Origin of the sequence: Roseibium album (assembly GCF_001404515.1) — a bacterium.
Taxonomy (GTDB): Bacteria; Pseudomonadota; Alphaproteobacteria; order Rhizobiales; family Stappiaceae; genus Roseibium; species Roseibium album.
Genome location: NZ_CXWE01000001.1, coordinates 654819 through 677218, shown reverse-complemented (window position 1 = coordinate 677218; position 22400 = coordinate 654819). Strand labels below are relative to the sequence as shown.

General features: G+C 55.9%; 20 protein-coding genes and 2 pseudogenes. 15 read left to right on the top strand and 7 right to left on the bottom strand.

Annotated elements, in window-relative coordinates; genetic code table 11:
* Positions 1-233: 233 nt before the first annotated feature.
* Genes minC through minE form a run of 3 tightly spaced genes read left to right on the top strand, consistent with a single transcriptional unit; the run spans position 234 to position 2181 of the window.
* Positions 234-1049, top strand: a complete 816-nt coding sequence (gene minC / locus LA5095_RS03105; RefSeq protein WP_055111820.1) for a septum site-determining protein MinC — start codon at positions 234-236, stop codon at positions 1047-1049.
* A gap of 53 nt (positions 1050-1102) precedes the next feature.
* The gene (gene minD / locus LA5095_RS03100) at positions 1103-1924 is read left to right on the top strand and encodes a septum site-determining protein MinD (RefSeq protein WP_055112714.1); all 822 of its coding nucleotides are present in this window, start codon (positions 1103-1105) and stop codon (positions 1922-1924) included.
* Positions 1921-2181 (top strand): cell division topological specificity factor MinE, encoded by a 261-nt coding sequence (minE, locus tag LA5095_RS03095; protein WP_029063613.1) that lies wholly within the window; start codon positions 1921-1923, stop codon positions 2179-2181. The genes minD and minE overlap by 4 nt, the downstream gene beginning before the upstream one ends.
* A gap of 159 nt (positions 2182-2340) precedes the next feature.
* Here the strand turns inward: minE and LA5095_RS03090 are convergent, their stop codons facing one another.
* Positions 2341-3636: an MFS transporter gene (locus LA5095_RS03090; protein ID WP_055111818.1), complete on the bottom strand. Its 1296-nt coding sequence runs from the start codon at positions 3634-3636 to the stop codon at positions 2341-2343.
* 753 nt (positions 3637-4389) lie between these two features.
* On the opposite strand from LA5095_RS03090, the gene LA5095_RS03080 reads away from it, so the two are divergent.
* A complete protein-coding gene (locus LA5095_RS03080) occupies positions 4390-5004 on the top strand; it encodes a VPLPA-CTERM sorting domain-containing protein (protein WP_158510324.1) in 615 nt (204 codons plus the stop codon).
* Positions 5005-5524: 520 nt separating this feature from the next.
* On the opposite strand, the gene LA5095_RS03075 is transcribed toward LA5095_RS03080, so the two are convergent.
* The 4 genes from LA5095_RS03075 to LA5095_RS03060 form a co-directional block, all read right to left on the bottom strand.
* Positions 5525-6370: a hypothetical protein gene (locus LA5095_RS03075; RefSeq protein WP_055111812.1), complete on the bottom strand. Its 846-nt coding sequence runs from the start codon at positions 6368-6370 to the stop codon at positions 5525-5527.
* Positions 6371-6530: 160 nt separating this feature from the next.
* Positions 6531-7271: a class I SAM-dependent methyltransferase gene (locus LA5095_RS03070; protein WP_055111810.1), complete on the bottom strand. Its 741-nt coding sequence runs from the start codon at positions 7269-7271 to the stop codon at positions 6531-6533.
* 130 nt (positions 7272-7401) lie between these two features.
* Positions 7402-9003, bottom strand: a complete 1602-nt coding sequence (locus LA5095_RS03065) for a peptide chain release factor 3 (RefSeq protein WP_055112712.1) — start codon at positions 9001-9003, stop codon at positions 7402-7404.
* 155 nt (positions 9004-9158) lie between these two features.
* Positions 9159-10067 carry a LysR substrate-binding domain-containing protein gene (locus LA5095_RS03060; protein WP_055111808.1) on the bottom strand — a complete coding sequence of 303 codons (909 nt, stop codon included), beginning with the start codon at positions 10065-10067 and terminating at the stop codon, positions 9159-9161.
* Positions 10068-10192: 125 nt separating this feature from the next.
* Here LA5095_RS03060 and LA5095_RS03055 point away from each other — a divergent pair, with 125 nt between their 5' ends.
* From LA5095_RS03055 to LA5095_RS03030, 4 genes and pseudogenes are all read left to right on the top strand, one after another.
* Entirely contained in the window at positions 10193-11140 is a 948-nt protein-coding gene (locus tag LA5095_RS03055; RefSeq protein WP_055404369.1) for an acetamidase/formamidase family protein, read from the top strand.
* 204 nt (positions 11141-11344) lie between these two features.
* A pseudogene (locus LA5095_RS31775) lies at positions 11345-12294 on the top strand (IS630 family transposase).
* A gap of 326 nt (positions 12295-12620) precedes the next feature.
* The gene (locus tag LA5095_RS03035) at positions 12621-13580 is read left to right on the top strand and encodes an alpha/beta hydrolase family protein (protein WP_055111800.1); all 960 of its coding nucleotides are present in this window, start codon (positions 12621-12623) and stop codon (positions 13578-13580) included.
* Positions 13581-14019: 439 nt separating this feature from the next.
* A pseudogene (locus tag LA5095_RS03030) lies at positions 14020-14421 on the top strand (DUF2585 family protein); the annotation flags it as partial.
* A 226-nt stretch (positions 14422-14647) separates the two neighbouring features.
* Here LA5095_RS03030 and LA5095_RS03025 read toward each other — a convergent pair.
* Positions 14648-15322, bottom strand: coding sequence for a GntR family transcriptional regulator (locus LA5095_RS03025; protein ID WP_055111798.1), 675 nt, complete (start codon positions 15320-15322; stop codon positions 14648-14650).
* Positions 15315-16352, bottom strand: a complete 1038-nt coding sequence (locus LA5095_RS03020; protein ID WP_055112709.1) for a Gfo/Idh/MocA family protein — start codon at positions 16350-16352, stop codon at positions 15315-15317. Before LA5095_RS03020 ends, LA5095_RS03025 begins: the two co-directional genes overlap by 8 nt.
* Before the next feature lie 189 nt (positions 16353-16541).
* Between LA5095_RS03020 and LA5095_RS03015 the strand changes: the two genes are divergently transcribed.
* From LA5095_RS03015 to otnC, 7 genes are read left to right on the top strand one after another with little or no spacing between them, the layout of a single operon-like run.
* On the top strand, positions 16542-17555 hold the full coding sequence (locus LA5095_RS03015; RefSeq protein WP_055111797.1) for a TRAP transporter substrate-binding protein: 1014 nt from the start codon (positions 16542-16544) through the stop codon (positions 17553-17555).
* A 53-nt stretch (positions 17556-17608) separates the two neighbouring features.
* The gene (locus tag LA5095_RS03010; RefSeq protein WP_104702781.1) at positions 17609-18145 is read left to right on the top strand and encodes a TRAP transporter small permease; all 537 of its coding nucleotides are present in this window, start codon (positions 17609-17611) and stop codon (positions 18143-18145) included.
* Complete coding sequence (locus LA5095_RS03005) at positions 18142-19425, top strand: TRAP transporter large permease (RefSeq protein WP_055111795.1); 1284 nt, start codon at positions 18142-18144, stop codon at positions 19423-19425. Before LA5095_RS03010 ends, LA5095_RS03005 begins: the two co-directional genes overlap by 4 nt.
* A 13-nt stretch (positions 19426-19438) precedes the next feature.
* Complete coding sequence (locus LA5095_RS03000; protein WP_055111793.1) at positions 19439-19729, top strand: putative quinol monooxygenase; 291 nt, start codon at positions 19439-19441, stop codon at positions 19727-19729.
* Positions 19726-20523 (top strand): N-acyl homoserine lactonase family protein, encoded by a 798-nt coding sequence (locus LA5095_RS02995; protein WP_055111790.1) that lies wholly within the window; start codon positions 19726-19728, stop codon positions 20521-20523. Before LA5095_RS03000 ends, LA5095_RS02995 begins: the two co-directional genes overlap by 4 nt.
* Complete coding sequence (gene otnK, locus LA5095_RS02990) at positions 20520-21752, top strand: 3-oxo-tetronate kinase (protein WP_055111788.1); 1233 nt, start codon at positions 20520-20522, stop codon at positions 21750-21752. The genes LA5095_RS02995 and otnK overlap by 4 nt, the downstream gene beginning before the upstream one ends.
* Positions 21749-22396 (top strand): 3-oxo-tetronate 4-phosphate decarboxylase, encoded by a 648-nt coding sequence (gene otnC, locus LA5095_RS02985; RefSeq protein WP_055111786.1) that lies wholly within the window; start codon positions 21749-21751, stop codon positions 22394-22396. Before otnK ends, otnC begins: the two co-directional genes overlap by 4 nt.
* Positions 22397-22400: the final 4 nt, after the last annotated feature.

Below are 22400 nucleotides of genomic sequence, written 5' to 3'. Positions count from 1 at the left end.
AAAGGATTTGAGCGCCGGAACATAACGATGATTCTCGCAGCCGCTCTCGGTAGTTCTCGCGAGCATAGCGGACGTCTATTGATCCTACGTATAGGTTGAACCGTCAATTATCTGAAATTGCTCGACAAAATCGATATCGGTGGAAAACGGACCGCTGCCGGAATGTCAGGTTCGGTTAATGGTAGGTTTATTTGACCAAATCAACCGACCTGACATGCCGCCGGACCCCGTTCATGAAGTTCAAGGGAAAATCCTTTATTGCGATCGTGCTTTCACCTGAGCAACCCTTCGATGCGTGGTTCAAGGAAGTTGACCGGATCATATCGCGCTCGCCGGGTTTTTTCATCGACCGGCCGATCATCCTTGATGTTCGAGGCACCAACATCCCGATCGAGGATCTGGAACAGCTCCTCGACGGTTTGAACGAGCGCTCGATCCGCGTCATGGGAATAGACGGCGTGTCCGGGACGCGCCTCAAGAAAGGCATGCCGCCGAGCTTTGGCGGCGGACGGCTTGCTTCAGATGTGGCGGTGCCCGAGCCAGGCAATGTCAGTGACGAAGACAACAAAGAGGTCCAGTCAGCTGATGCATCAGCCGCAGCCCCAAGTGAAACATCCGTGGTCAATTCGAAAGACGGGGATGTAAACGGACAATCAGTCAACGGCCATACTTCTGCCAAACCGGACACGGAGACATCGGATCCTGCCCCAATGGAAGAAGGTGCATCGATCGTGATTCCCGAACCCGTTCGCTCAGGCCAGAGCATCCTCCATCCGGATGGAGACGTCACGGTGATCGGGTCCGTCAGCTCTGGTGCAGAGATCATTGCGGGCGGGTCCATCCATATCTACGGGGCACTGCGTGGCCGGGCCCTTGCTGGCGTTGCCGGCAAGGACAATGCCAGGATTTTCTGCACGAAGCTGGATGCCGAACTGGTCTCCATCAACGGACTTTACAAGGTCGCGGACGACTTCGACGCCGCCTTACGCAATTCACCGGCACAGATCCGCTTCGAGAACGAAACGCTGGTCTTTGAAGAACTGAACTGAACAGGACCCTGCCAATGAGAGACGGGACTGAAGTCAAAAACGGGACGGACACCATGAGCAACGCCACTGTCGTTGTGGTCACGTCGGGCAAAGGCGGGGTTGGCAAGACGACCACAACCGCCGCGATTGCTTCGGCGCTTGCCAAAGAAGGCTACCAGGTCTGTGCGATCGATTTCGATGTCGGGCTGCGCAATCTCGATCTGATCATGGGCGCGGAGCGCCGGGTGGTGTTCGACCTCGTCAACGTTGTACGCGGCGAAGCGTCTATCAAGCAGGCCCTGGTGCGCGACAAGAAGCTCAACAATCTGTTCCTGCTGCCGGCGTCCCAGACCCGTGACAAGGATGCCCTCACCGAGGAGGGTGTCGCCAGTGTCATCAACGAGTTGCGCATGTATTTCGACTGGGTGATCTGCGACAGCCCGGCCGGCATCGAACGCGGAGCGACACTTGCCATGCGCCACGCCGACGAGGCCATCATCGTTTCCAATCCGGAAGTGTCTTCCGTTCGGGACTGTGACCGGATCATCGGTTTGCTCGATGCCAAGACCAAGGTTGCGGAAGACGGTGGCCGGATGCCCAAGCATCTGATGATCACGCGCTATGACACGGACCGCGCAAAGACTGGCGACATGCTGGCAACTGACGATGTGGTCGACATTCTTTCGGTTCCGCTGATCGGCGTCGTACCGGAGAGCAAGGATGTTCTGAAGGCGTCCAATGTCGGCCTCCCCGTCACGTTGTCGGATGAAAATTCTCCGGCTGCAAAAGCGTACATGGAAGCGACGCGCCGTCTGCTCGGGGAAAACATCCCGGTCACAATCCCGGAAGAGAAGAAGAGCCTGTTCGGCAAGCTCTTCAAAGGGAGGGCCGCATGAACATCCTGAGCCTCTTTGGCAAAAGAGGCGAAAGCGCCTCTGTTGCCAAAAACCGGCTGCAAATCCTTCTGGCACACGAACGGGCCGATGACGGATCCGATGCCGTTCTGATCTCGAGCCTGCGGGAAGATATCCTGGCCGTTGTTGCCAAACGGGTCGACATAGACCCGGACTCCGTACGCCTTGAAATGGACCGTTCAGGCGACGTCACGACACTCGGCATTGATATCGAGCTGCCGGCAGCGAAGGCTTCCTAACACACTGTTTCAGGCACGAACCGGCTGACTGGCCGGTTCGTGTTCTGGCGTTTGACAGCTCTTTGGGGCGTCGTCCTGTTGAATGTCTCTCAACGGCGACTTGCTCAGATCAAGCAGACCCGATGTGCAGACGGCAACCTGCGGCGCCCGCTCCGGCCGTTACGCCCTGCTTGACGTTTCGTCGCCGTTGTATACCTCCACGCTGCTGATCAGTTTCGGCAGGCGCCAGATCACCGGGATCGAAACGAGCGTCGCGATGATGATGTAGTAGACCGGCGCAAAATCGTCACCGGTCCTGTTCACAAGATACGTCGCAACGATTGGTGTCGTTCCGCCGAATACAGCCATACAAATATTGTAACCGAGCGCCACAACGCTGCAGCGAAGGTGTTGCGGCGCCATCATCGTAAGCGCACTGACCGAAAGGGCCCAGCCGGCCGTACTGCTGAGCGTCAACCCGAGCTGGCCTGCAAAAACCGAAATGGTGTCCGGTCGGTGCATCAGCCACCAACAGGGTGCGGCCGCAAGAAGCGTAACGATCGCGCCGGCCAAAAAGACCGGACGAAATCCGAACCTGTCGGCTGCCATGCCGCAAACCGGCACGAACAGTGCCATGACGATGAGATTGATTGTCGTGATGTCGAGAGCTTTCGAAGAGGAAAACCCGGTTTCCGACCCCAGGTAAGACACCGCGTAGACGTAGATGACAAAATAGATCACGGCCGTTGGTATCAGCAGCAAAACCATCTGTCCGATCAGCCCCTTGTGATTGCGCAGGCTTTGCAGAACGGGAGACGTCCTGTCGTCCGGGTTTTCAGCCCTGACGGTTTCAGTCAGGCTCAAGCGCAGGATCGCACTGAATATCGCGACAAGACCACCGATCGCGAATGGGAGTCTCCATCCCCACTCAGCCATTTGTTCGGTGCTCAGGACCGTGCTGAAACCCGCCGGAACGGCAGACCCGAGAACACAACCCCACATCATGGCAAAGGCGACCCATGCACCGGTCATGGCCCTGCGCCCCTCACGCGCCTGCTCGACAAGCAACACGCCGGAAGCCGTGTACTCACCGGCAACGGATATTCCCTGCACGACGCGGATGGCAACCAGAAGCAAGGCGGCAGCAATACCGATTTCCTCATAGGTCGGAAGTGCGGCGATGGCAAAGGACCCGCCTCCCATCAGCAGAACGGAGATCATAAGTGCCGTCTTGCGCCCGATGCGGTCACCTATATGTCCGAAGATAACACTTCCGATCGGCCGTGCGGCATACCCGACCGCGAGAACCGCAAAGGCGGACAGGAGCGAGGCCAACTTGTCCTCCGACGGGAAAAAGAGCGTTGCCAGCGTCGGAGCCAGAAAACCGTATACCGTAAAATCGTACCATTCCAGAACGTTGCCGCTGGACGCGGCCACAATGGCTTTGGGTGTCAGTTTCGATTTTGTCTCAGTCATGACACCTCGTCTCTGCGGTCAGGCGCCCCATTCACAGCTGCCGATGACCTGCGCCAGCTGCCAAAGTGTTCTTGCCAGCAAGCAAAAAGCATACGGTCAATCCTGTCTGCGCCGTCACCCTGTGCGCCACTGCCGATATCCAGCGGCACAATTGACAAGCTCAAACAACATGTCGGTCAATAGACAGCCAGCCGCACTGTCGCATTGCTGGTGTCATCACAACGTTCATTATCGGGAATTGTATAAAGTGATTTGCCAGTTTCTGAAAGTATTTCGGCCTCAACCGCAATAGCTGCGGACCGGGTATCTGAATTCCCTGCGAGCCTTGGCATACATCTCTTCCTGTTGATTGAAAACGTCGCCTCCCATCATTGATCCGGGTGGAATTTCTGTTGCGTTTGACTTCGTTTTTCATACGACAAGATCACATTCCAATAACTGGAAACTCTTGTCGAATTGCGAAGGCCTGTTCGTGACACAGGCATTTGTTCGAAAAAAGCCGGCTGCAATGAACGAATTTTGTTTGTGATCCATGTCTGTCACTTGGCCCAGGGCTTGCTTGACCAAGGTTCATGCATTGGAGAACAGGCGTAAATGTGCACACACAGGACGGTTGACGCAGTTGTCAGTTTCAAAATGAGACTATTTGCCCGTCAAATCTTTCACTTCCGTTACTGCACGCAATAAGTGCTTGCCCGGTTGTATTTCCATGCTAAGTATGACTAAGAAAAATTAACCATGGGATCGTTAAACATGAAGTCATTGAATTTCGCGGGAATTGCGGCAGCCATCTTTCTTGCTGCCTCCACAGTTGCCAGTGCCGCTCCGACGCTTAGCTTTTCAGGGCTCAATCAGGCTCAAATCGAAGCGCTGACCCCGGTTGCGAATATTGCACCGACGTCAACAACAGGAAACTACTTTAACAACGTGATCGGCAACCAGTTCAATGGTGGCGGCGGGTTGATCGCACGATCTCCGTGGGAGGGCACGTCCCACCAGAACACCGACGGTGTTTTCAGCTCGGTGCAGGGCGGATCTTCGGCAACCTTTGAATTTGACAAGGTCCAGACCGGACTGTCCATGATCTGGGGATCTCCTGACAGCTACAATGACCTGGTGATTACGTTGTTGGGAGGTGGTGGCACCTACACCATCAACGGCAATGACGTGAAAGGCCCAAGCGGCATTCTGGCTTCACTGGTCGGCGTCACGAATGTCGCATTCCAGAAAATTGTTCTCACGTCGGGTTCCAACGCTTTTGAGTTTGCCAACCTGAAAACCACACCCGTCCCGATCCCAGCCGGCGCTCTGCTTCTGGTGACCGCGGTCGGTGGGCTCGCGCTGGTGCGTCGCAGGAAGTCCGCGTAACCCGCAATTTCCGGGATCGTAGATCCCGTGAACGAAATCAAAGTCAAAGGGGCTCCGGGATTTTATCCCGGAGCCCCTTTGACTTTGTGAGCGGATATCGTCAACAGGCGTCAAGCTCTGTCACCCATGAGAGCAACGTCAGCCGCCCAGGACCAGCTACGGACAACCGAAGAAACGTTAATGTTCTGAATGAAGCACTTAAGCGGCAGGAATTCATCAACCATTCCAGGATCTTGGAAGGGGTCCCTTTGAAACCGATTCATTGAAGATCAGCGTTGTTCACTGAGTTCGACCGGTCAATTTGACCTCCTTCGGCAACTGCTGATCTTTTTATCGCTCGAATGGAATGACCAGTGAACGCAATGGGCCGGGATTCGATCGGCGGACCGGCCGGTGACATCGTCGCTCAGACTGTAGCAACCGGCATCTTACCAACTGTCGTGGATTACCCCGGCGACGGCGGACAAGAAACACAGGAATTTCCAGCGAGCGGAAGCAATCCGATACACAAAGGACGGCTCTAGCGTTGCGGCCCCAGAAGCGCCATGTCCTTTTCGGCCAGCAACAGATTGGAATAAAGATTGGCGATCCACTGGCGCCCGGAGGTCGTGATTTTCAGATAGTCGATTGCCTTTTGTATGTAGGGTGCAACGCTGTTCCAGTAGAACTGCGGATAAAGATGGACCAGGTCAGCCGGGGTGTCATAGCCGAGTTGCTTGTTGAGGCCGGATTCTTCGAATTCATAAAAGAGGGCATTCGCCTTGCGAATATAGTGCGGGTCGCCAAGCTGACCGATAAAGTCGGCAGCTCTCAACAAATTTGCTTCTTCGCACAGTGTTTCGCCGTCATCCGGAAACCTGTTGGGAAACCGGGTGCCTTCGATTGCAGTTGCAACGCGCTCAGGGTCGAGAAGGCTGTTGCCCGCAAGACGATGATGTACGAAGAGTTTGGAGCGATCGACATGATAAGGTGTCAGCGACGCATCCGACGCGCCGCGCGGCAATTTGATTTTGTCGCCGGCAGGATCAATGACGAAACGATTGTCTTCGTCTTCCGGCAGGATACCACGCACATAACCGATATCATGGGTAAGGCAGGCAACGATGACATGTGCATAGTCGGTCGGGGCCATATCCGAATGGAGCGCACGGCCGCGCAGAATGTCATGCCCGGCCAGCGTCACCAGCATTGTGTGCTCGATATTGTGATAAAGCGCGTCGCTATTGCCGATACACTCCAGGGCGATGCGTGCAATAGACGGTAACAGTTCGGCAAGTTCCGGATCCGAGCGGCCGAAACGGCGCTGAACATAGGTTGTCAGGAAATCGCCGAGAGCGTCTGCCGCAAGTTCCGGGACGGTAATCATTGGTCGGAAAATTCCTGATCTATACTTTTAATAAAAAGCAAACTTCCTGAATTGGTACCGTTGCGAACGTATATGTCAAGGTGATGTCGGTAAACGTTTGGACTTCTGTCTGAACCTTCGCAACAGCATTATCATGATGCGGTTCGGCGACAGTGCCTGTTCATCCTGCCTTTTCCGCAGACAGCACGATGCAGCTCGGATTGTCCAGGTACCAGGCCCAACCGACCAGATGGTGTGTTTGCTCCGGCGGAAACTGGAGCGGATGCCAGCGAATATTGGTCAACCCGGCGCGTTTGAGCGCTTCTTCATGCTGCTGCCGGCTCCATTGCCATATCGGAACTTCAAAATCCTTGATGACGAGCGCGTATGCCGGTGGGTCAATGATGCGGTAATGAAAGCCGATCCGTTCTTCCATGTCGTCCGGAGCACTGGTAAAATCATAGTCCGGATTGATCGTATAGGTTACGAACTTCCCACCGGGTTCAAGGTTACGGCCGATCAGGTCAGCCATATGGTCAAGTTCCTCAACACTGCGTGCATAGTGAAAAAGATACATCGCCGTGACGATGTCTGCCCGCGGGGTCATTTGAAAGGTCTCGTCCGTGGCGCTGACCTCGCCATAGCTCACCCGATCCGGGAAGGCCTCAGGTTGCCCCTCGGCGTTTTGTTCCCTGGCGTGTTCCAGCATTTCTTCGGAGACATCAAGACCAAGAACCTCCGCAGCTCCGCCATGGGCAAGAACACGTGTCAAACGACCGTCACCACAGGCCAGGTCGAGAACGCGTTTGCCTGTGACAGGCCCCAGCACTTCCAGGAACACCGTCCATTCAAGCAGCCTGTAGGGGTTGTCGGCGACCGATTGCTGCAGATAAGGTGCGGGATTCCTGTCATAGTCTGCCATTGTACACCTCGCCGACCGGATTGCGGTTCAGGCAACCGCTTCTGATTGATTGTGCACAGTACCGGATAACCGGTTTCCGAGACAGACCTCGGGCAGACTTCACCGCACCTGAAGATTTGCTCTCAGCGCATCACGCCTCGTAGACGATCTCGCGGGTTTCGCGGAAGGTCACATCAGGAAATTTCTCAGTGACATGACCGACTTCCCAGGCGTTCTTGAACAGGAACACCGGCTTGTCATCGCGGTCGTTTGCGATCGACATGCGATGGGCTTCGATCATCTTCTGCAGCGTCTGGCTATCTGTTTCAATCCAGCGGGCGGTGTTGTAGGGCACCGCTTCAAAACCGATCTCTGTGCCGTATTCGGCCTTCAGCCGATCAACCACGACATCGAGCTGAAGCGCACCGACCACGCCGACAATCCAGTTGGAGCCAAGGTCGGGTTTGAAGATCTGCACCAGACCTTCCTCGGCCAGATCCTGCAGACCCTGGCGCATCTGCTTGACGCGCATGGTGTCGGACAGGCGCACGCGTCGCAGAATTTCGGGTGCGAATGCCGGCAGGCCCGTGACGTGAATGTTCTCACCCTCCGTCAAGGTGTCACCGACGCGCAGCTGGCCATGGTTCGGGACGCCGATGACGTCGCCCGGATAGGCAAGATCTGCGATCTCGCGTTCCTCGGCAAAAAAGAAGATCGGTGCGGAGACCGCGATCTGCTTGTTTGCGCGTACGTGTTTCAGTTTCATGCCGCGCTTGAATGTTCCCGAACACAGGCGGACGAAAGCAATACGGTCGCGGTGTTTGGGGTCCATGTTGGCCTGTACCTTGAAGACGAAACCGGTGACCTTGTCTTCCTCGGGCATGATTGTACGCCCGCCGGTGGCCGGCTGGGAATGTGGCGGCGGTGCAAAGGCCGCTATGAAGTCAAGCACCTCTTCAATACCGTAGTCGCGCAGCGCGGAGCCGAAAAAGACCGGTGTCAGGTGGCCCTCGAGAAAGCTCTCCCTGTCGAATTCGGCGTAGCCTTCCGCACCGAGTTCCACGTTCTCGGTCAGTTCATCCATGATCCGGTCGAACACGGTTGCGGTCAGGATCTCGTCCTCAAGACCCGAAACGTCCCTGGTCTCGGCATAGGCGCCGCCGCGCTCGCCTTCGGACGTATGGAACTTCTTCTGCTGCCAGTCATAGACGCCGAAGAAGTCTGAGCCCATGCCGACCGGCCAGGTCTGCGGCGAAACATCCAGCGCAAGCGCTTCCTGGACCTCGTCCAGGATCTCCAGGGCGTGACGGCCTTCCCGGTCGATCTTGTTGACGAAAGTGATGATCGGGATGTCGCGCAGGCGGCAGACCTCGAATAGCTTGCGGGTCTGGGTCTCGATGCCCTTCGCCGCATCAATGACCATGATTGCCGCATCGACGGCCGTGAGCGTGCGGTAAGTGTCCTCGGAAAAATCCTCGTGGCCCGGTGTGTCGAGGAGATTATAGACGATGCCCTTGCGCTCGAAGGTCATGACGGAAGACGAAACCGAAATGCCTCGTTCCTGCTCGATCTTCATCCAGTCCGAGCGAGCCCTGCGACGTTCACCGCGCGCCCTCACCTGCCCGGCTGCCCGGATCGCACCACCCGAAAGAAGAAGCTTTTCGGTCAGGGTCGTCTTGCCGGCATCCGGATGCGAAATAATTGCAAATGTGCGCCGTGATTGATACGGCGCCTTTCCGTTGAGGCCTGCCATGAAATTCTCCTGGTCCGCTGATCCGGCGGGGTCTGCGCATTCGCGACGGTTGATACCGGTGCGCAACAACACTCTTGGTGGCCGGACGGATTGATGTTTCGTTGGCGCAAGGTCATAGAGGGAATAAGAGAAAAATTCCAGAAGAGAATTGACGTCTACAGGCTGGCAACCAGGAATTTGGCGAAACCCACAGAAGCTTCTCCGCGCGGCTTGTTCACTGCCTGGACCAGATAATATCCAAGTCCCGTGTGGTGTGGCTGGTCGTCCATCTGGACAAGCCGACCCTCTTTCAAGACGGTTGCAATCACGTTGAGACCGCCGAGCGCAATCCCCTGACCGGCAATCGCGGCTTCCAGCAGGATCGGATAGCTGTTGAAGGTTACCGTCTCCGGCGGTTGTGGCCTGTCGTATTCCACAGAGCGGAGTGAAAACCAGGCCTCCCACGTAATCCAGTCCGGAGACAGCGGTTCCAGCTGGAGCAATCTCGCCTTTTTCAGATCTGCAGGCTGATTGAAGGGACCATTTCTTGCCAAATAGTCCGGTGAACAGACGGGCACAGCAACTTCATCAAACAGCAGGCTCGCCTCCAGCCCCGGCCAGTCGCCCGAACCGTGGCGAATGGCAAGGTCGATGCCGCTTCCGGGATTTTCGATATCATCCTGCTCACCGGTCATCAGGCGCAGCCCCACGCCCGGGTTTTCGATCTGGAAATTGAGTGCCCTTTCACGAAGCCAGTAGAAAGAAACGGCACCGTTGGCGGCAACGGTCAGAGTCCGGCCTTCGCTTGCCTTTCGGATCTGGTAAGCGGCTTCCGCAATGTGTCCGAGGCCGTGGCTCACGGCCGACAAGAGACGTTCACCTGCCCAGGTCAGGTCGATCCGTCGGTGGGAACGGGTGAACAGTGCCGTGCCCAGACCCTGCTCCAGCTTCTGGATCTGATAGGTCACCGCGGCCTGTGTGATGAGAAGCTCCTCTGCCGCAGCGGTAAAATTCTGATGCCGTGCCGCTGCTTCAAAAGCAATCAGCGCTTTTGGTGACGGAATGTTCTTTCGAAGATTTCGCATTAAATTTTTTAATTTTACTCCTACAAAACATCTGATTTCACAAGGACCGTGATGTTAATTCATTAATTGATACCGCCTGAACGGCGGAACAACAATGCTTCGCCATCGCATCTTTGGAGGTTTTCATGGCCACGCACATCATGGATTACGGATATCACTATGCTTGGGACAAGACTCTGACGCCCCAGCTCGAAGTTGATTCCGGTGATCGGGTCATCTTTGAATGCCGTGAAGCCGCAGACGGTCAGATCACTCCTTCATCCACCTATCAAGATCTGGAAAACGGCGATATCGGCCGGGTCCATGCCATCCAGGGTCCGATCTTCTTGAAGGACGCAGAAGTCGGTGACGTTGTTGAAGTGGAACTGACGACATTCGAGCATCATGGCTGGGGCTGGACCGCACTGCAGCCGAAATCGGACGGCGTACTCGGCAAGGGGCTGCTGGAAGATGAATATTCCGACTTGAAGGAACTGCGCATTCTCAACATCGGTGACGACGACTGCCTCGACTTTCTTCCCGATGTCCGGATCCCGATCAATCCGTCCTGCGGCCTTGTGGGCCTGGCCCCGGAAGAGCCCGGACCGCATCGCACGCTGCTGCCGCGCCGCACCGGTGGCAATATGGACAATCGATACCTGCGCGCCGGTTCCAGGGTGTTCCTGCCGGTTGAAGTGGCAGGTGGCCTCCTGTCTCTTGGTGATTGTCACCTTTCCCAGGGCGACGGACAGTCGAGCCTTTATGCGGTCGAGGCTCCCATGACGGTGACAGCGCGCATTCGCCTCCACAAGGACTGGCACATCGCGGCACCGCACTACATCACCGCGCCCGGGTGCCGGCATCGCAACGACAGCATGGCGTTTTACTCAACTTCTGCCTTCGGACCTGACCTTTACAAAAACGCACAGGATGCCAACCGAAGCATGGTCGAGTGGCTGATGCGGCTCCACGACCTGAAACTGCCGGATGCCTACCTGTTGACGGGCCTTGTCGGCAATCTGGTGATCAACGAGATCGTCGATACACCGCATTACCACGTCTCCATGCAATTGCCGCGCGACATATTCCGGTAGATGACGGAATCTGATGAACCCAATTCGCAGCGCTGTCGATTTTGACAACTAGAGGCGGACTTCTTTCTTAGAAAGTGCCTCAAAGATAAGAGTCCAACGTCTTTTTGAACTAGGGCATTTTCTGATCTGCGTGAATCGAATTGGGATTCCGAAATCAGTTGAGAAGTGATTCAACATGCCGGCTGGAGCTGGAGGCCAGCCTGCATGTCCAAAACTCTTTCTGATGAACTACGTGAGCGTGTTCTTGATGCTGTTGCCGCCGGCGCATCGTGCCGTGCTGCAGCGGCTCGCTTTGGTATTGCGCCCTCAACAGCGGTACGTTGGGTCAAACGCTTTCGGGAAACGGGAGATCGAAGAGCTCTGCCTCAGGGCGGTGACTATCGCTCCCAGGCCATAGAAGCTCACGCAGACTTCATTCTGGAGCTCGTTGCCGCACGAAAAGACATAACCCTTGCCGAGATTGTCGAACGCCTCATGACGGAGAGAGCATTTGCCTGCGCACAGAGCACCGTTTGGCGGTTCTTTTCACGGCGTGGTTTCACGTTCAAAAAAAGACAGCGCATGCCAGCGAACAACAGCGCCCGGATGTCTTGAAACGCCGACATGCCTGGTTCGAAAATCAACTGGACCTTGATCCGGACAAGCTGGTGTTCATCGATGAGACGGGCGCGTCCACGAAAATGGCCAGGCTTTATGGGCGTTCAAAGCGTGGAGAGCGCTGCCGTGCACCGGTGCCCCACGGACACTAGAAGACAACAACGTTTGTGGCGGCACTCCGTCGAACCGGGCTGACCGCGCCCATGGTACTGGACGGGGCCATGCACGGCACCGCATTTCTGGCCTATGTGGAACAAGTCCTCGCCCCCACGCTCAAACCTGGCGATGTTGTCGTCATGGACAACCTGCCTGCCCACAAGCCTATCGCCATAAGAGAGGCTATTGAAAAAGCCGGGGCGACCCTTCGATTTCTGCCACCCTATAGCCCGGACTTCAACCCGATCGAAATGGCCTTCTCAAAACTCAAGGCCATCCTGAAGGCAAAGGCCTGCCGCACAATCAAGGAACTCTGGGCAGCCATCGGTGATGCCATCGGCCAATTCAACGCAAACGAATGCCAAAACTATTTCAATGCTGCCGGATACGAACCCGTATGATCAGAAAATGCTCTAGCAGACGAAAAGACTATCAAGGGTATTCCTCGGGCAAAAGACGTCAAAGTTATGTCCTCAGGCCCCGAATCCAACCACCACAAACGGACGGTCCGAAGCGGTCTCGCTTGAAAAGCCTTTAGGCTCAATGACAAGGTGCGTGGAGGAGTTTTCTATTTTTCAGGAGCGGCTGGACAGCGAGGTCCGAAATGCAATTGGCTCACGAGACGCTTACGACACTTGACAGATCATCTTAGGTATTTGATTGTAGTTCATTGTATATGCAATTTTGTAGTTAGTTCACTAAAGATTCCATCGAAAGAATAATCCTTATGTTTATGTCAGTTCTAGATTTTTTTGGTCGACATCCGGTTGGCACAGCAATTTGTGTAATAGTGGTTCTTTGGTTGGCGGGGGTTCAGGCCTACAATGCGATTAACCTTGAGCCTGGCGAAGCCAGAATCTCCAAGACTTTGGAATCTATTGAAGACATTGCTGCTGGAAAAACCGCGTCTGATTTAAATGAAGCTCGACATTTTGCAGCATTGAGCGCGCTTGTTTATGGAGAACCTGATGAGCGCGGAGTGTTCCAATTGAAGCACGAGCCAGGGAACTGCAGGCTCAAACCGCTTCTTGGTGAATGGATCCAATTTCCGGTTCCCGACGGTATTCTTGAGGCTGCGATGAAGCGGTTAGGAAAGAAAGCGAAATGGGATTCCGACTTGGTGCTCGGGCTCTGGTATCGTGAGAAAAGTCAGACAGATATAGATGTCGCATTAGTCTTCCGCGGTACCGACGGCAATGGCGATTTTTACAGCAATTTTCGCTGGGTCACCCGGTTACTGCCATTTGGTTGGGATCAATACGATCTGACACGCGCGATCTCCCAGGACATCGTAGATAAAATAAAGGAAGACAAACACTTTGCTGGAAAGTCGATTGAAGTCATCGCGGCGGGTCACTCTCTCGGCGGTGGTCTGGCGCATCAGGCCGGGTATGCGGCATTCGACATCAAGCGCGTTTACGCGTTTCACAGTTCAAGCGTCACGGGGTATTATGACCTTGACCGGGATGTGAGGGACAAAAATAGAATGGGTATGCGGATCTATCGCATCCATGAGCGGGGGGAGGTTCTTGCGTACTTGCGCACGCTCATGGGCTTGATCTACCCAGTCGTGGAAAAAGACCCTCAAATTATCGAGATTACGTACAATTTCAGCAATGGCAATGCTGTTACCCAACATAGCATCGCTTCTATGGCTTGTGCCCTTATTGAGACGCATCCGACGTAGTCGTTTGCAAACGCTATCTAAGTTTGAGCCCACAAGGCTTAGGTTGCCGGTCCAATTACAAGACATCGTTTGAAGATCGGCATGATAAGGCGCTAATTCGGACTTCTTGTGCGAGTACCAAATTTATTGCGTGTTGGTTGTTCGTATCCAAGAGTGCTGCCAATGACACCTGTTTCAACAGGGAATAGCAGATATTGATGGAGTAAACGTTTGCAAAAGCACCAGCCACGCGGCCAATTTGCCGACCGATCTGTTCCTTTGCCTTTTCTGCTAGATTGAAAACAGCGTATAATTTTTTCAAACACCTATATGAAACACTGATACTCGGTGAAGTTATGCGTCATTAGCCGAAAAACATCGACGGTGTTGAGTATCGATAAATTTATGCTGGAGGCGTCGCAAATCTGCCAGACGATCTCGTGGACTCATTACAACACATGCTAGCTGGTACACCTTCTCGCATATCATCCACGGCTTCATTTTCTACTGGGTGCTCTGGTTTCTGTTCCGGCGAAGTACAGTGTGCGAGCGCGCGCTCGGAGCAATCTTCCTTGAAGCAGCGTGGGAAGTTGCCGAGAACAGTCCCTGGATCATCGACCGGTTCCGCGAAGCGACAATCGCCGTCGGCTATACCGGCGACAGCGTGCTCAATTCTGTATTCGACATCGTCTGGATGCTGGCCGGATTCTTCATTGCCTGGCGGATGCCAGTCTGGGTGACAGTATTGACCGCGATCATCTTCGAACTGCTAGCGCTTTGGGTGGTCCGGGACAATCTGACCCTGAACGTTCTTATGCTCGTCTACCCGGTTGAAGCGATCAAGGTCTGGCAGGGCGGATAGAAACGAAGACGCACGCTCTTCCTTGTCATCCCGGCCAGGCGCAGCGCGAGCCGGGATCCAGTATTCCAGCTTCATTTGCGGTTCGCGGGCCATTTCAAGGCAAGTGCTTACTGGATCCGTGCCTTCGCAGGGGTGACAAGAAAGGCGTTCAGTTCTCTGAACTGTTCCTTGGTTCCGGATTCCAAGGCGTACTCATCAAGGTCGAACATGGCCGCCCGCACAGCGCTTAAAGTTGAAACAGTTTGTGTTTTTTCAGAAGGTCGATCAGCACTTCTCTTGCGTGTTGGCGATGGACTCTGTGACGCTGTCGGGCGGTCACCGGATCGCCTTGTCTGATGGCATCATAAACCGCCCGGTGATCCTCGTTGGACTTGACCGGCAAAGGACGAATGAACAAGGTCATGGCCCTGGCGCGCCTCACCTGGTTCGCCATCATGGAGACGATCGTCTCGACCCTGGAATTGCCACCCAGCCGGACAAGTTCTTCGTGAAAATCATTGTCCGCAACGGCCCAGTCTTCCCGGTCCTGCCGCTCAAGCGCATCTTCCATCGCCTCGATCGCACGCTGAAGGGTCGCCAGATCCGATTCCGAATATCCTTTTTCAGCTGCTTCTTCCGCGGCCAGGCTCTCCAACTCCGTCAGTACCGCATAGATTTCTTCCATGTCCGTCAATGAAAGTGTTGCAATGCGAACGCCCTTTCTGGGACGCACTTCCAACAGACCCTGCTGGGCCAGCATCAGCGTTGCCTCCCGGACCGGCGTTCGCGACATGCCGAGCCGGTCGGCGAGCTCGCTTTCCAGATGGTCCGACCCTGCAGCAAGTTCACCGTCGAAGATCAGCTGACGGATCTGCTCCATCGCCTGTGTCGTGATCGTCTTCGGTTTCTGTGCTTCAAGCACTTTCGAACCCCCGGATTTTCATGCCTTCGCGATCAGAACGGTAGAGTGCCCGTTCGATCGCAATCACCTTGAGATAGTCCCTTGCCTCGTTCTCCAACGGCTTGCCGTCAAGAAGACCCTCAACCACGTGACATATCAGATTCTTGACACAGTCACCTCCGAAGCCCTGCCACTTTCGAGCGGCCAACAGCACCTTCTCTTCCGTCGAGCCGAAAGACCGCAATCGCACGGAACCGTCTCCAGCAAGACTGAGCGTTCCCAATGTTCCCTCCACAAGCGCTTCTCCGAGAGTCGTCCTGCAATTTTCAGCGGCGTGATCGAGCAGCCTGTTGCCGTCAAACAACGCCCGGGCACCGTTCGGATAGTCGAAAATGAAGTACCCGGCGTCCTCCCCGGCAATCACCGGGTTCAGCTTTCGCAGATCCGCGTAGACCGCGTCGGGCTCACCGAGCAGATAGCGGAACGTATCGATCCAGTGAACGCCCGTTTCGTGAATGAGCAGCCTCGGCATCCGCTGGAAATAGGGTTGCCTGTCCAGATACGCTTCCGGCCCCTGCCCGTCGCCGGTGCGCAGGCGGAATGTGACCTGCAGCAAATCACCGACAAGCTTGTCGTCAAGCGCCTGTCTAATTGCGCGATACCAGGGCTGGAACCGGAAGTTCTCGTGGACGACAATAGGAATGCCCGCTGCTTCAGCCAGTTGAACGGCCTCTCTTGCCTCTTCGATCGAGTTGCAAAACGGTTTCTGGCAAATGAGTGCCTTGACGCCATTGTCTATTGCCATGCGAATGGCTGCAAGGTGGGTCTGCGGCGGTGTGACAATGTCGAGCAGATCCGGCCGCGCCATCTTCAACATCGTTTTCAACTCATCGAACGCGGGAAAACCTGTCGCCCTCGCCTTTTCCAGGTCGCGGTCGCAGGCGCCGACAAGCCTGACGCGCGGCAAATCCTGCCAGGCCTCGTAGTGAAAACGGGCAAAATATCCGGCTCCCAGGCACGCAACCCGCAAAGTCTCACCGTCTTTTTTCATGGCTTTCTCTCCGTGGCCCTGACGCTGATACGCACATTGGGTCGTTTTCGCAGCACCTTTCTGGAGCGCCTGCATCTTCATCTTTTTGATAGTGGACATCAGTCAAGTTGACAAGGGATTGAATTACGTATACGCAAATCAATGTGTAATTAGATACGATCTCAAATCCGATCGTGGGAGGAGACTGGAATGCTTGATAAGAAAACCCTGAGCCGTCTGCTGATGAGCGCTGCAATCGTTGTGGCGAGTGCGGGAAGCGCTGCTGCCGCGGAAACGCTCCGGTTCAGCCATACGGACAATCCTGGTGGTTCTCGCCAGGCGGCGGCGGAGCTTTTTGCCGAAAAGGTCGCAGAATACACAGACGGACGCTATGAAGTTCAGATCTTCCCGTCGGGTCAGCTGGCAAACGATCCGAAGGCCATTGAACTGCTCCAGCTCGGTGGCATCGACTTTACGGTCTCCGCAACGGGCAGCTACGCCACTCACCTGCCGACGCTTAACCTCACTGCGATGCCGTTCCTGGTCGACACATATGAGCAGGGCTGGGAACTCTATGACAATTCGGATTGGCTGCAGGGCGAATTTGACAAGCTGCCTGAAAAGGGCTTCCGCGTCCTGTCTACCTGGGAGGCCGGTTTCCGGAGCTTCACCACGAACGAGCCGCTCGCTTCCCCCGAAGACGCCCAATCCATGAAGATGCGCGTCTTTCCGAACGACATGATCCGCTGGTCGATGGAAGCCATCGGTTTTCAGACGGTCGTCATGCCGATCACAGATGTCTACCTGTCGATCCAGCAAGGCATCGTGAATGGCCAGGAGAACCCGGTCGACACGATCAATTCCCTTCGGTTCTATGAAGTGGCTCCCAACATCACGCTGACGCGTCATGTCTATAGCCCGCTGCCCCTGACGATTGCCGAGAAGACCTGGCAATCCTTTTCTGACGAAGACAAGGAAGCAGTACGGAAGGCAGCTGCCGAATCCGCAGCCTTCAGCCGCAACCTGGTGAAAAGCTCCGTCGACAGCCAGCTGTCCCAGATGACAGAGGACGGCGCCAAGGTCAGCGTTCCTGAAATCGGACCGTTCCGCGAAGCCGTGCAGCCGGTTTATGCAAAAGCAAAAGACGTCTACGGCGAGGAAGCTGTCAACAATATCCTCTCCGATGCCGCGGCCATCAGAGACGCGCTTCCGGCGCAAAACTGACCTAGAGCATCAACTGACCGGAGCCTTTTCGGCTCCGGTCCTTTTCAAAAGAGATGACCGTGGATTACCGAGATCATTATCCGGCTGTGCTTCGCTGGCTCAGCCATCTGGTGGACTTTGGCCTCATGCTGGGAGGCTTTTCGATTGTCACACTTGTGTTCTGCAACGCCTGGCTCCGGGGCTTTGCCGGCTTTGACCTGGCCTGGTCCCTTGAGGTTACCAGCTTTCTGCTGCTGTGGAGCACATTCACCGGCTGCGCAGCGGCTGTGGCACGCGGGGCGCATATGCGCGTGACGGAGATCGTCGAACGGCTCATGCCGTTTGCCGCGCAAAGACTGCTCTCGATCGCCATCGACGTAATCATCGCAGTCCTTTTGATCAGCCTGATCTACACAGGATACAACATCTCGGTTCACACCTGGGCACAGAAGACGACGGTTCTCTACTGGCCTGTCGGGCTTCTCTACGCATCCATGCCCGTCGGCATGGCACTGACGCTGATCTTTCATCTATTCAACATGGTTTTCGATATCCGGAACCCGGTCGTGCCTCACGGAACGCATTCGGATGGCGGGGAGGCGCTGCTATGATCCTGATATTCGTCGTAGCCGTGTTCCTGACCACGGTCTTTCTAGGCGTTCCCCTTGTGTGGGCCATCCTGATTACGGCTGTTTTGCCAATCATTGTCTTTGACCTCGGCTATCCGCTGCAGGCGCTCTTCCTCAACTTCATCGGCGGCGTCGAGCCAAACCATTTCCTGGCGATACCGCTATTCATCGTCGCTGGTGAAATGATGAGTCGCGGCGGTGTAGGTCTGCGCATCATCGGATTTGCGCGCGCCGCCTTCGGGTTCATGGCCGGCGGCCTCGGCATGGTCGTTGTCGGAGCCTCGATGATCTTCGGCGGCATTTCCGGATCCGCCATTGCCGACAGTGCCGCAATCGGTTCGGTCATGATCAAGAACATGTCGCGAGAAGGCTACAATACCGCATTTGCGGCCGGGCTTGTCGCCGCCGCCGGTACGATCGGGATCATCATTCCTCCCTCCATTCCGATGCTGATCTACGGCTTTGTCGGCAATGTTTCGGTTGCGGACCTGTTTTTGGGCGGCATGGTCCCCGGCATCCTGTTTGGTGCCATGTTCATGGCGGTCTGCTACTACGTCGGCAAGACCAGCAAGTGCGACCCGGGTGGGCGAACAACCTCCTTGAAAGAACTGAGAAGCTCCTTCATCGGAACAGCCCCCGCCCTCTTCATGCCGGTCCTTATCCTAGGCGGCATTTTCACCGGCTGGGTCACGCCGACCGAAGCCGCCGCGCTTGCCGTTGTCTATGGACTGTTCGTGACCACAGTCGTCTATCGAGACTTCAAACTGAGGGACCTGCCGAGGCTTCTGGTGGATTCGTTCGTAACAAGTGCCGTGGTGATGGTGGTTATCGGTGCTACCACCGTGCTCGGCTGGCTGATCACGCTCGAACAGATGCCGCAGATACTGGTCGGTTTCGTCCAGGAATTTTCTAGCGGTCCCTGGATGTTCCTTCTGCTTGTGAACATTGTCCTGCTTATTCTCGGGCTTGTACTCGACCCGGTTCCCGCAATCCTGCTCACGGCCCCCTTGTTCCTGCCAACGGCAAAAGCCTTCGGCGTCGACCCCGTTCACCTCGGGGTGATCATGACCTGTAACGTTGCCGTCGGTCTGTTCACACCACCCGTGGGAGCAACGCTTTACGTTGCCTCCAGGATTTCCGGTGTCGGTGTGCTTACCATCGCGCGCAACATGGCGCACCTCTACCTCGCTGCCATCGCGGCTCTTCTCGCCGTGACCTATATCCCGTTCGTCTCAATGGGTATGGTGCATCTTTTCCGGTAACAAGGAGAACCACGTGTTTGCAGTCACGGTCCAATTCCAGATCAGGGACGGAATGTTCGAAACCTTCATGCCTCTGATGATCGAGAATGCCAAAGCCTCGCTTGAAGGCGAACCCGGATGCCGGCAATTTGATGTCTGCTCCGATCCGGACAGGCTGAATGAAGTTTTTCTCTATGAAATCTATGATGACGCGGCCGCTTTCCAGGCGCATCTGAAAACCCCGCATTTTCAGGCCTTTGATGCTCAGGTCGCGCCGATGATTTCCGAAAAGTCCGTTGCGACTTATGCGAAGGTAAGATCATGACACCCTGGGAAGTCTTTGCCGTAAAATATGCGGACAGGAACCAACGGACCCGCAAAGACAGCTTCATCCTTGATGACGATCATCATCTTCCCCACGAGATGGACTACTTCATCTGGGTGCTGCGCCAGGGGAGCGAGATTGTCCTGGTCGACACCGGCTATGACCAGGAGGAAGGCGACCGGCGCGGACGGCCCATCAGGCTGAACCCGGTTGAAGCGCTTGCGCCGCTCGGCGTCGACCCGCAGACGGTCTCGACAATCATCGTTACACATCTTCACTACGACCACGCAGGCGGTCTGAAGCATTTCCCGAACGCGACGATCCATTTGCAGGCGGCGGAAATGGCCTATGCAACAGGCCCCTGCATGTGCCACGGAACGCTGAAAGACCCCTTCACGGCTGACCATGTCTGCGAGGCTGTGCAGCGTCTGTATTCAGGCCGCGTCGTCTTTCACGAAGGCGATGGGCAGGTAAGGGAAGGTGTGACGGTTCATCACACGGGTGGTCACAGCAAGGGTCTTCAGGCCGTGAGAGTGTTGACCGAAGCGGGCTGGATGTGCCTCGCCTCCGATACGTCCCACTATTACGAGAACTTTCTCGACGAAAAACCGTTCCCGATTGTTGTCGATCTCGATGACATGCTGGAGGGGTTCAGGACCATTCGGCAGCTTGCCAGCGCAGACAGGCTCGTCATCCCAGGACATGATCCACTTGTGCGGGACTTTTTTCCTTCCCACGGACCGGACCACGTTACTCGCCTCGACCACGGTCCGACCAAATGGATAGACGCATGAAGCTGGGTGTGATTGCAGATGATTTTACCGGCGCGTCCGACATCGCCTTGACACTGTCTGAAGGCGGCATGCGGACGGCCCAGTATGTCGGCGTACCGTCCAGGGCGGCCAACAGTGACATTGAAGCCGGTGTCGTCGGGCTTAAGTCGAGAACAGCGCCTGCGGGTGACGCCATTGAGGTTTCGCTCAAGGCCTGCGACTGGCTTGTCGACCAGGGGTGCGAACAGATTGTCTTCAAGATCTGCTCGACTTTCGATTCCACCGACGAGGGAAACATCGGCCCGGTCGGTGCAGCGCTTGCCGACCGTCTCGGCGAGACCTCCGTTCTGGTCTGTCCAGCCTTTCCTGAAAACGGACGCACCGTCTACGAAGGGCATCTGTTTGTGAAGGACAGGCTGCTCAGTGAAAGCGGCATGCAAAATCATCCTCTGACACCCATGCGCGACCCGGATCTGCGCCGCGTGCTTGCCGCCCAGACAGACTGGACCGTGGGTCATGTACCAATTTCCACAGTCCGGGGCGGAGTTGATGCAATCGTTGCCACACTGTCCGATGCCGGAAGGGCCATGTTCATCGCGGACGCGGTTCGAAACGAAGATCTTGTTGCCTTGGGACGGGCGGCAGTTGATCGGAAACTCATTGTCGGCGGTTCCGGCATTGCGCTCGGTCTGCCCGAAAATTTTGACGTGGTGCGCAGGGAGACCCGCTGGCATGGTCTTTCCGGCAAGGCGGTGGTCCTGTCCGGCTCGTGCTCAACGGCAACGCGCGAACAGGTGGCAACATTCAAGGCCTTCGCTCCCGCGCGCGAGATTGCGGTTGCGGACATCATGGAAAACAGGGTGTCGCCTGAACAACTTGTTGATTGGGTGCTGCAACAGGATACACCTCCGCTCATCTATTCGTCTGCGGAACCAGATGTGATAACAGCCGCACAGGAAAGATACGGAAAAGACGAAAGCTCCCAATCGGTTGAGCACCTCTTTTCAGATCTTGCCGCAGCTCTCTCACAGGCAGGTGTAACACGGATTGTTGTGGCCGGAGGCGAGACCTCCGGTGCGGTCGTCTCCGGTGTCTCAGCCAACACGCTTGAGGTTGGACCGAGGATTGCGGCCGGTGTGCCCGCGCTCAAGGTTACCGGAAGCGAACTCGTCCTTGCTCTGAAATCGGGCAATTTCGGAGGCCCAGATTTCTTCCGCGAAGCACTGGCGGTGCTGGAGGGGCGCGCATGAGTGAAATCACCACTGTTCGCGACCAGATCGCCTCTTGCGCGAAGTCCATGTTCGACAGGGGCCTTACCCATGGCTCGACGGGCAACATCTCCGCCCGTTTGTCGGACGGTAGCCTGTTGGTGACGCCGACGGGGTCGTCAATGGGATTCCTCGATCCAGGGCGGATCAGTCATCTTTCAGCGAGCGGCGACCTTCTGTCGGGAGACCGTCCCACCAAGGAAATGCCCCTTCACTCTGCCTTTTATGATACCCGCGCAATGACAGGTGCAGTCGTTCACCTGCATTCCTGTCATTCGGTCGCCCTGTCATTGCTACCGGACATCGACCCGGAGAATGTGCTCCCGCCCTTGACGGCCTACGGGATCATGCAACTCGGAAAGGTCCGGCTGCTTCCCTTTTTCGTACCAGGGGATCCAGCCATGGGCGACGCAGTCCGGGGCCTTGCGGGAAAACGGTCGGCAGTCCTGCTGGCCAATCATGGGCCGGTCGTTGCGGGCAAAAGTCTCGAGGCCGCAGTGAATGCGATGGAAGAGCTTGAGGCGACGGCAAGACTTGCAATGCTGTTGCGCGGTGCAAACGCCACCGTATTGAACGCAGATCAGATCGACCGGATTGTTGACCGGTTCGACGTTGACTGGACGTAAGGAC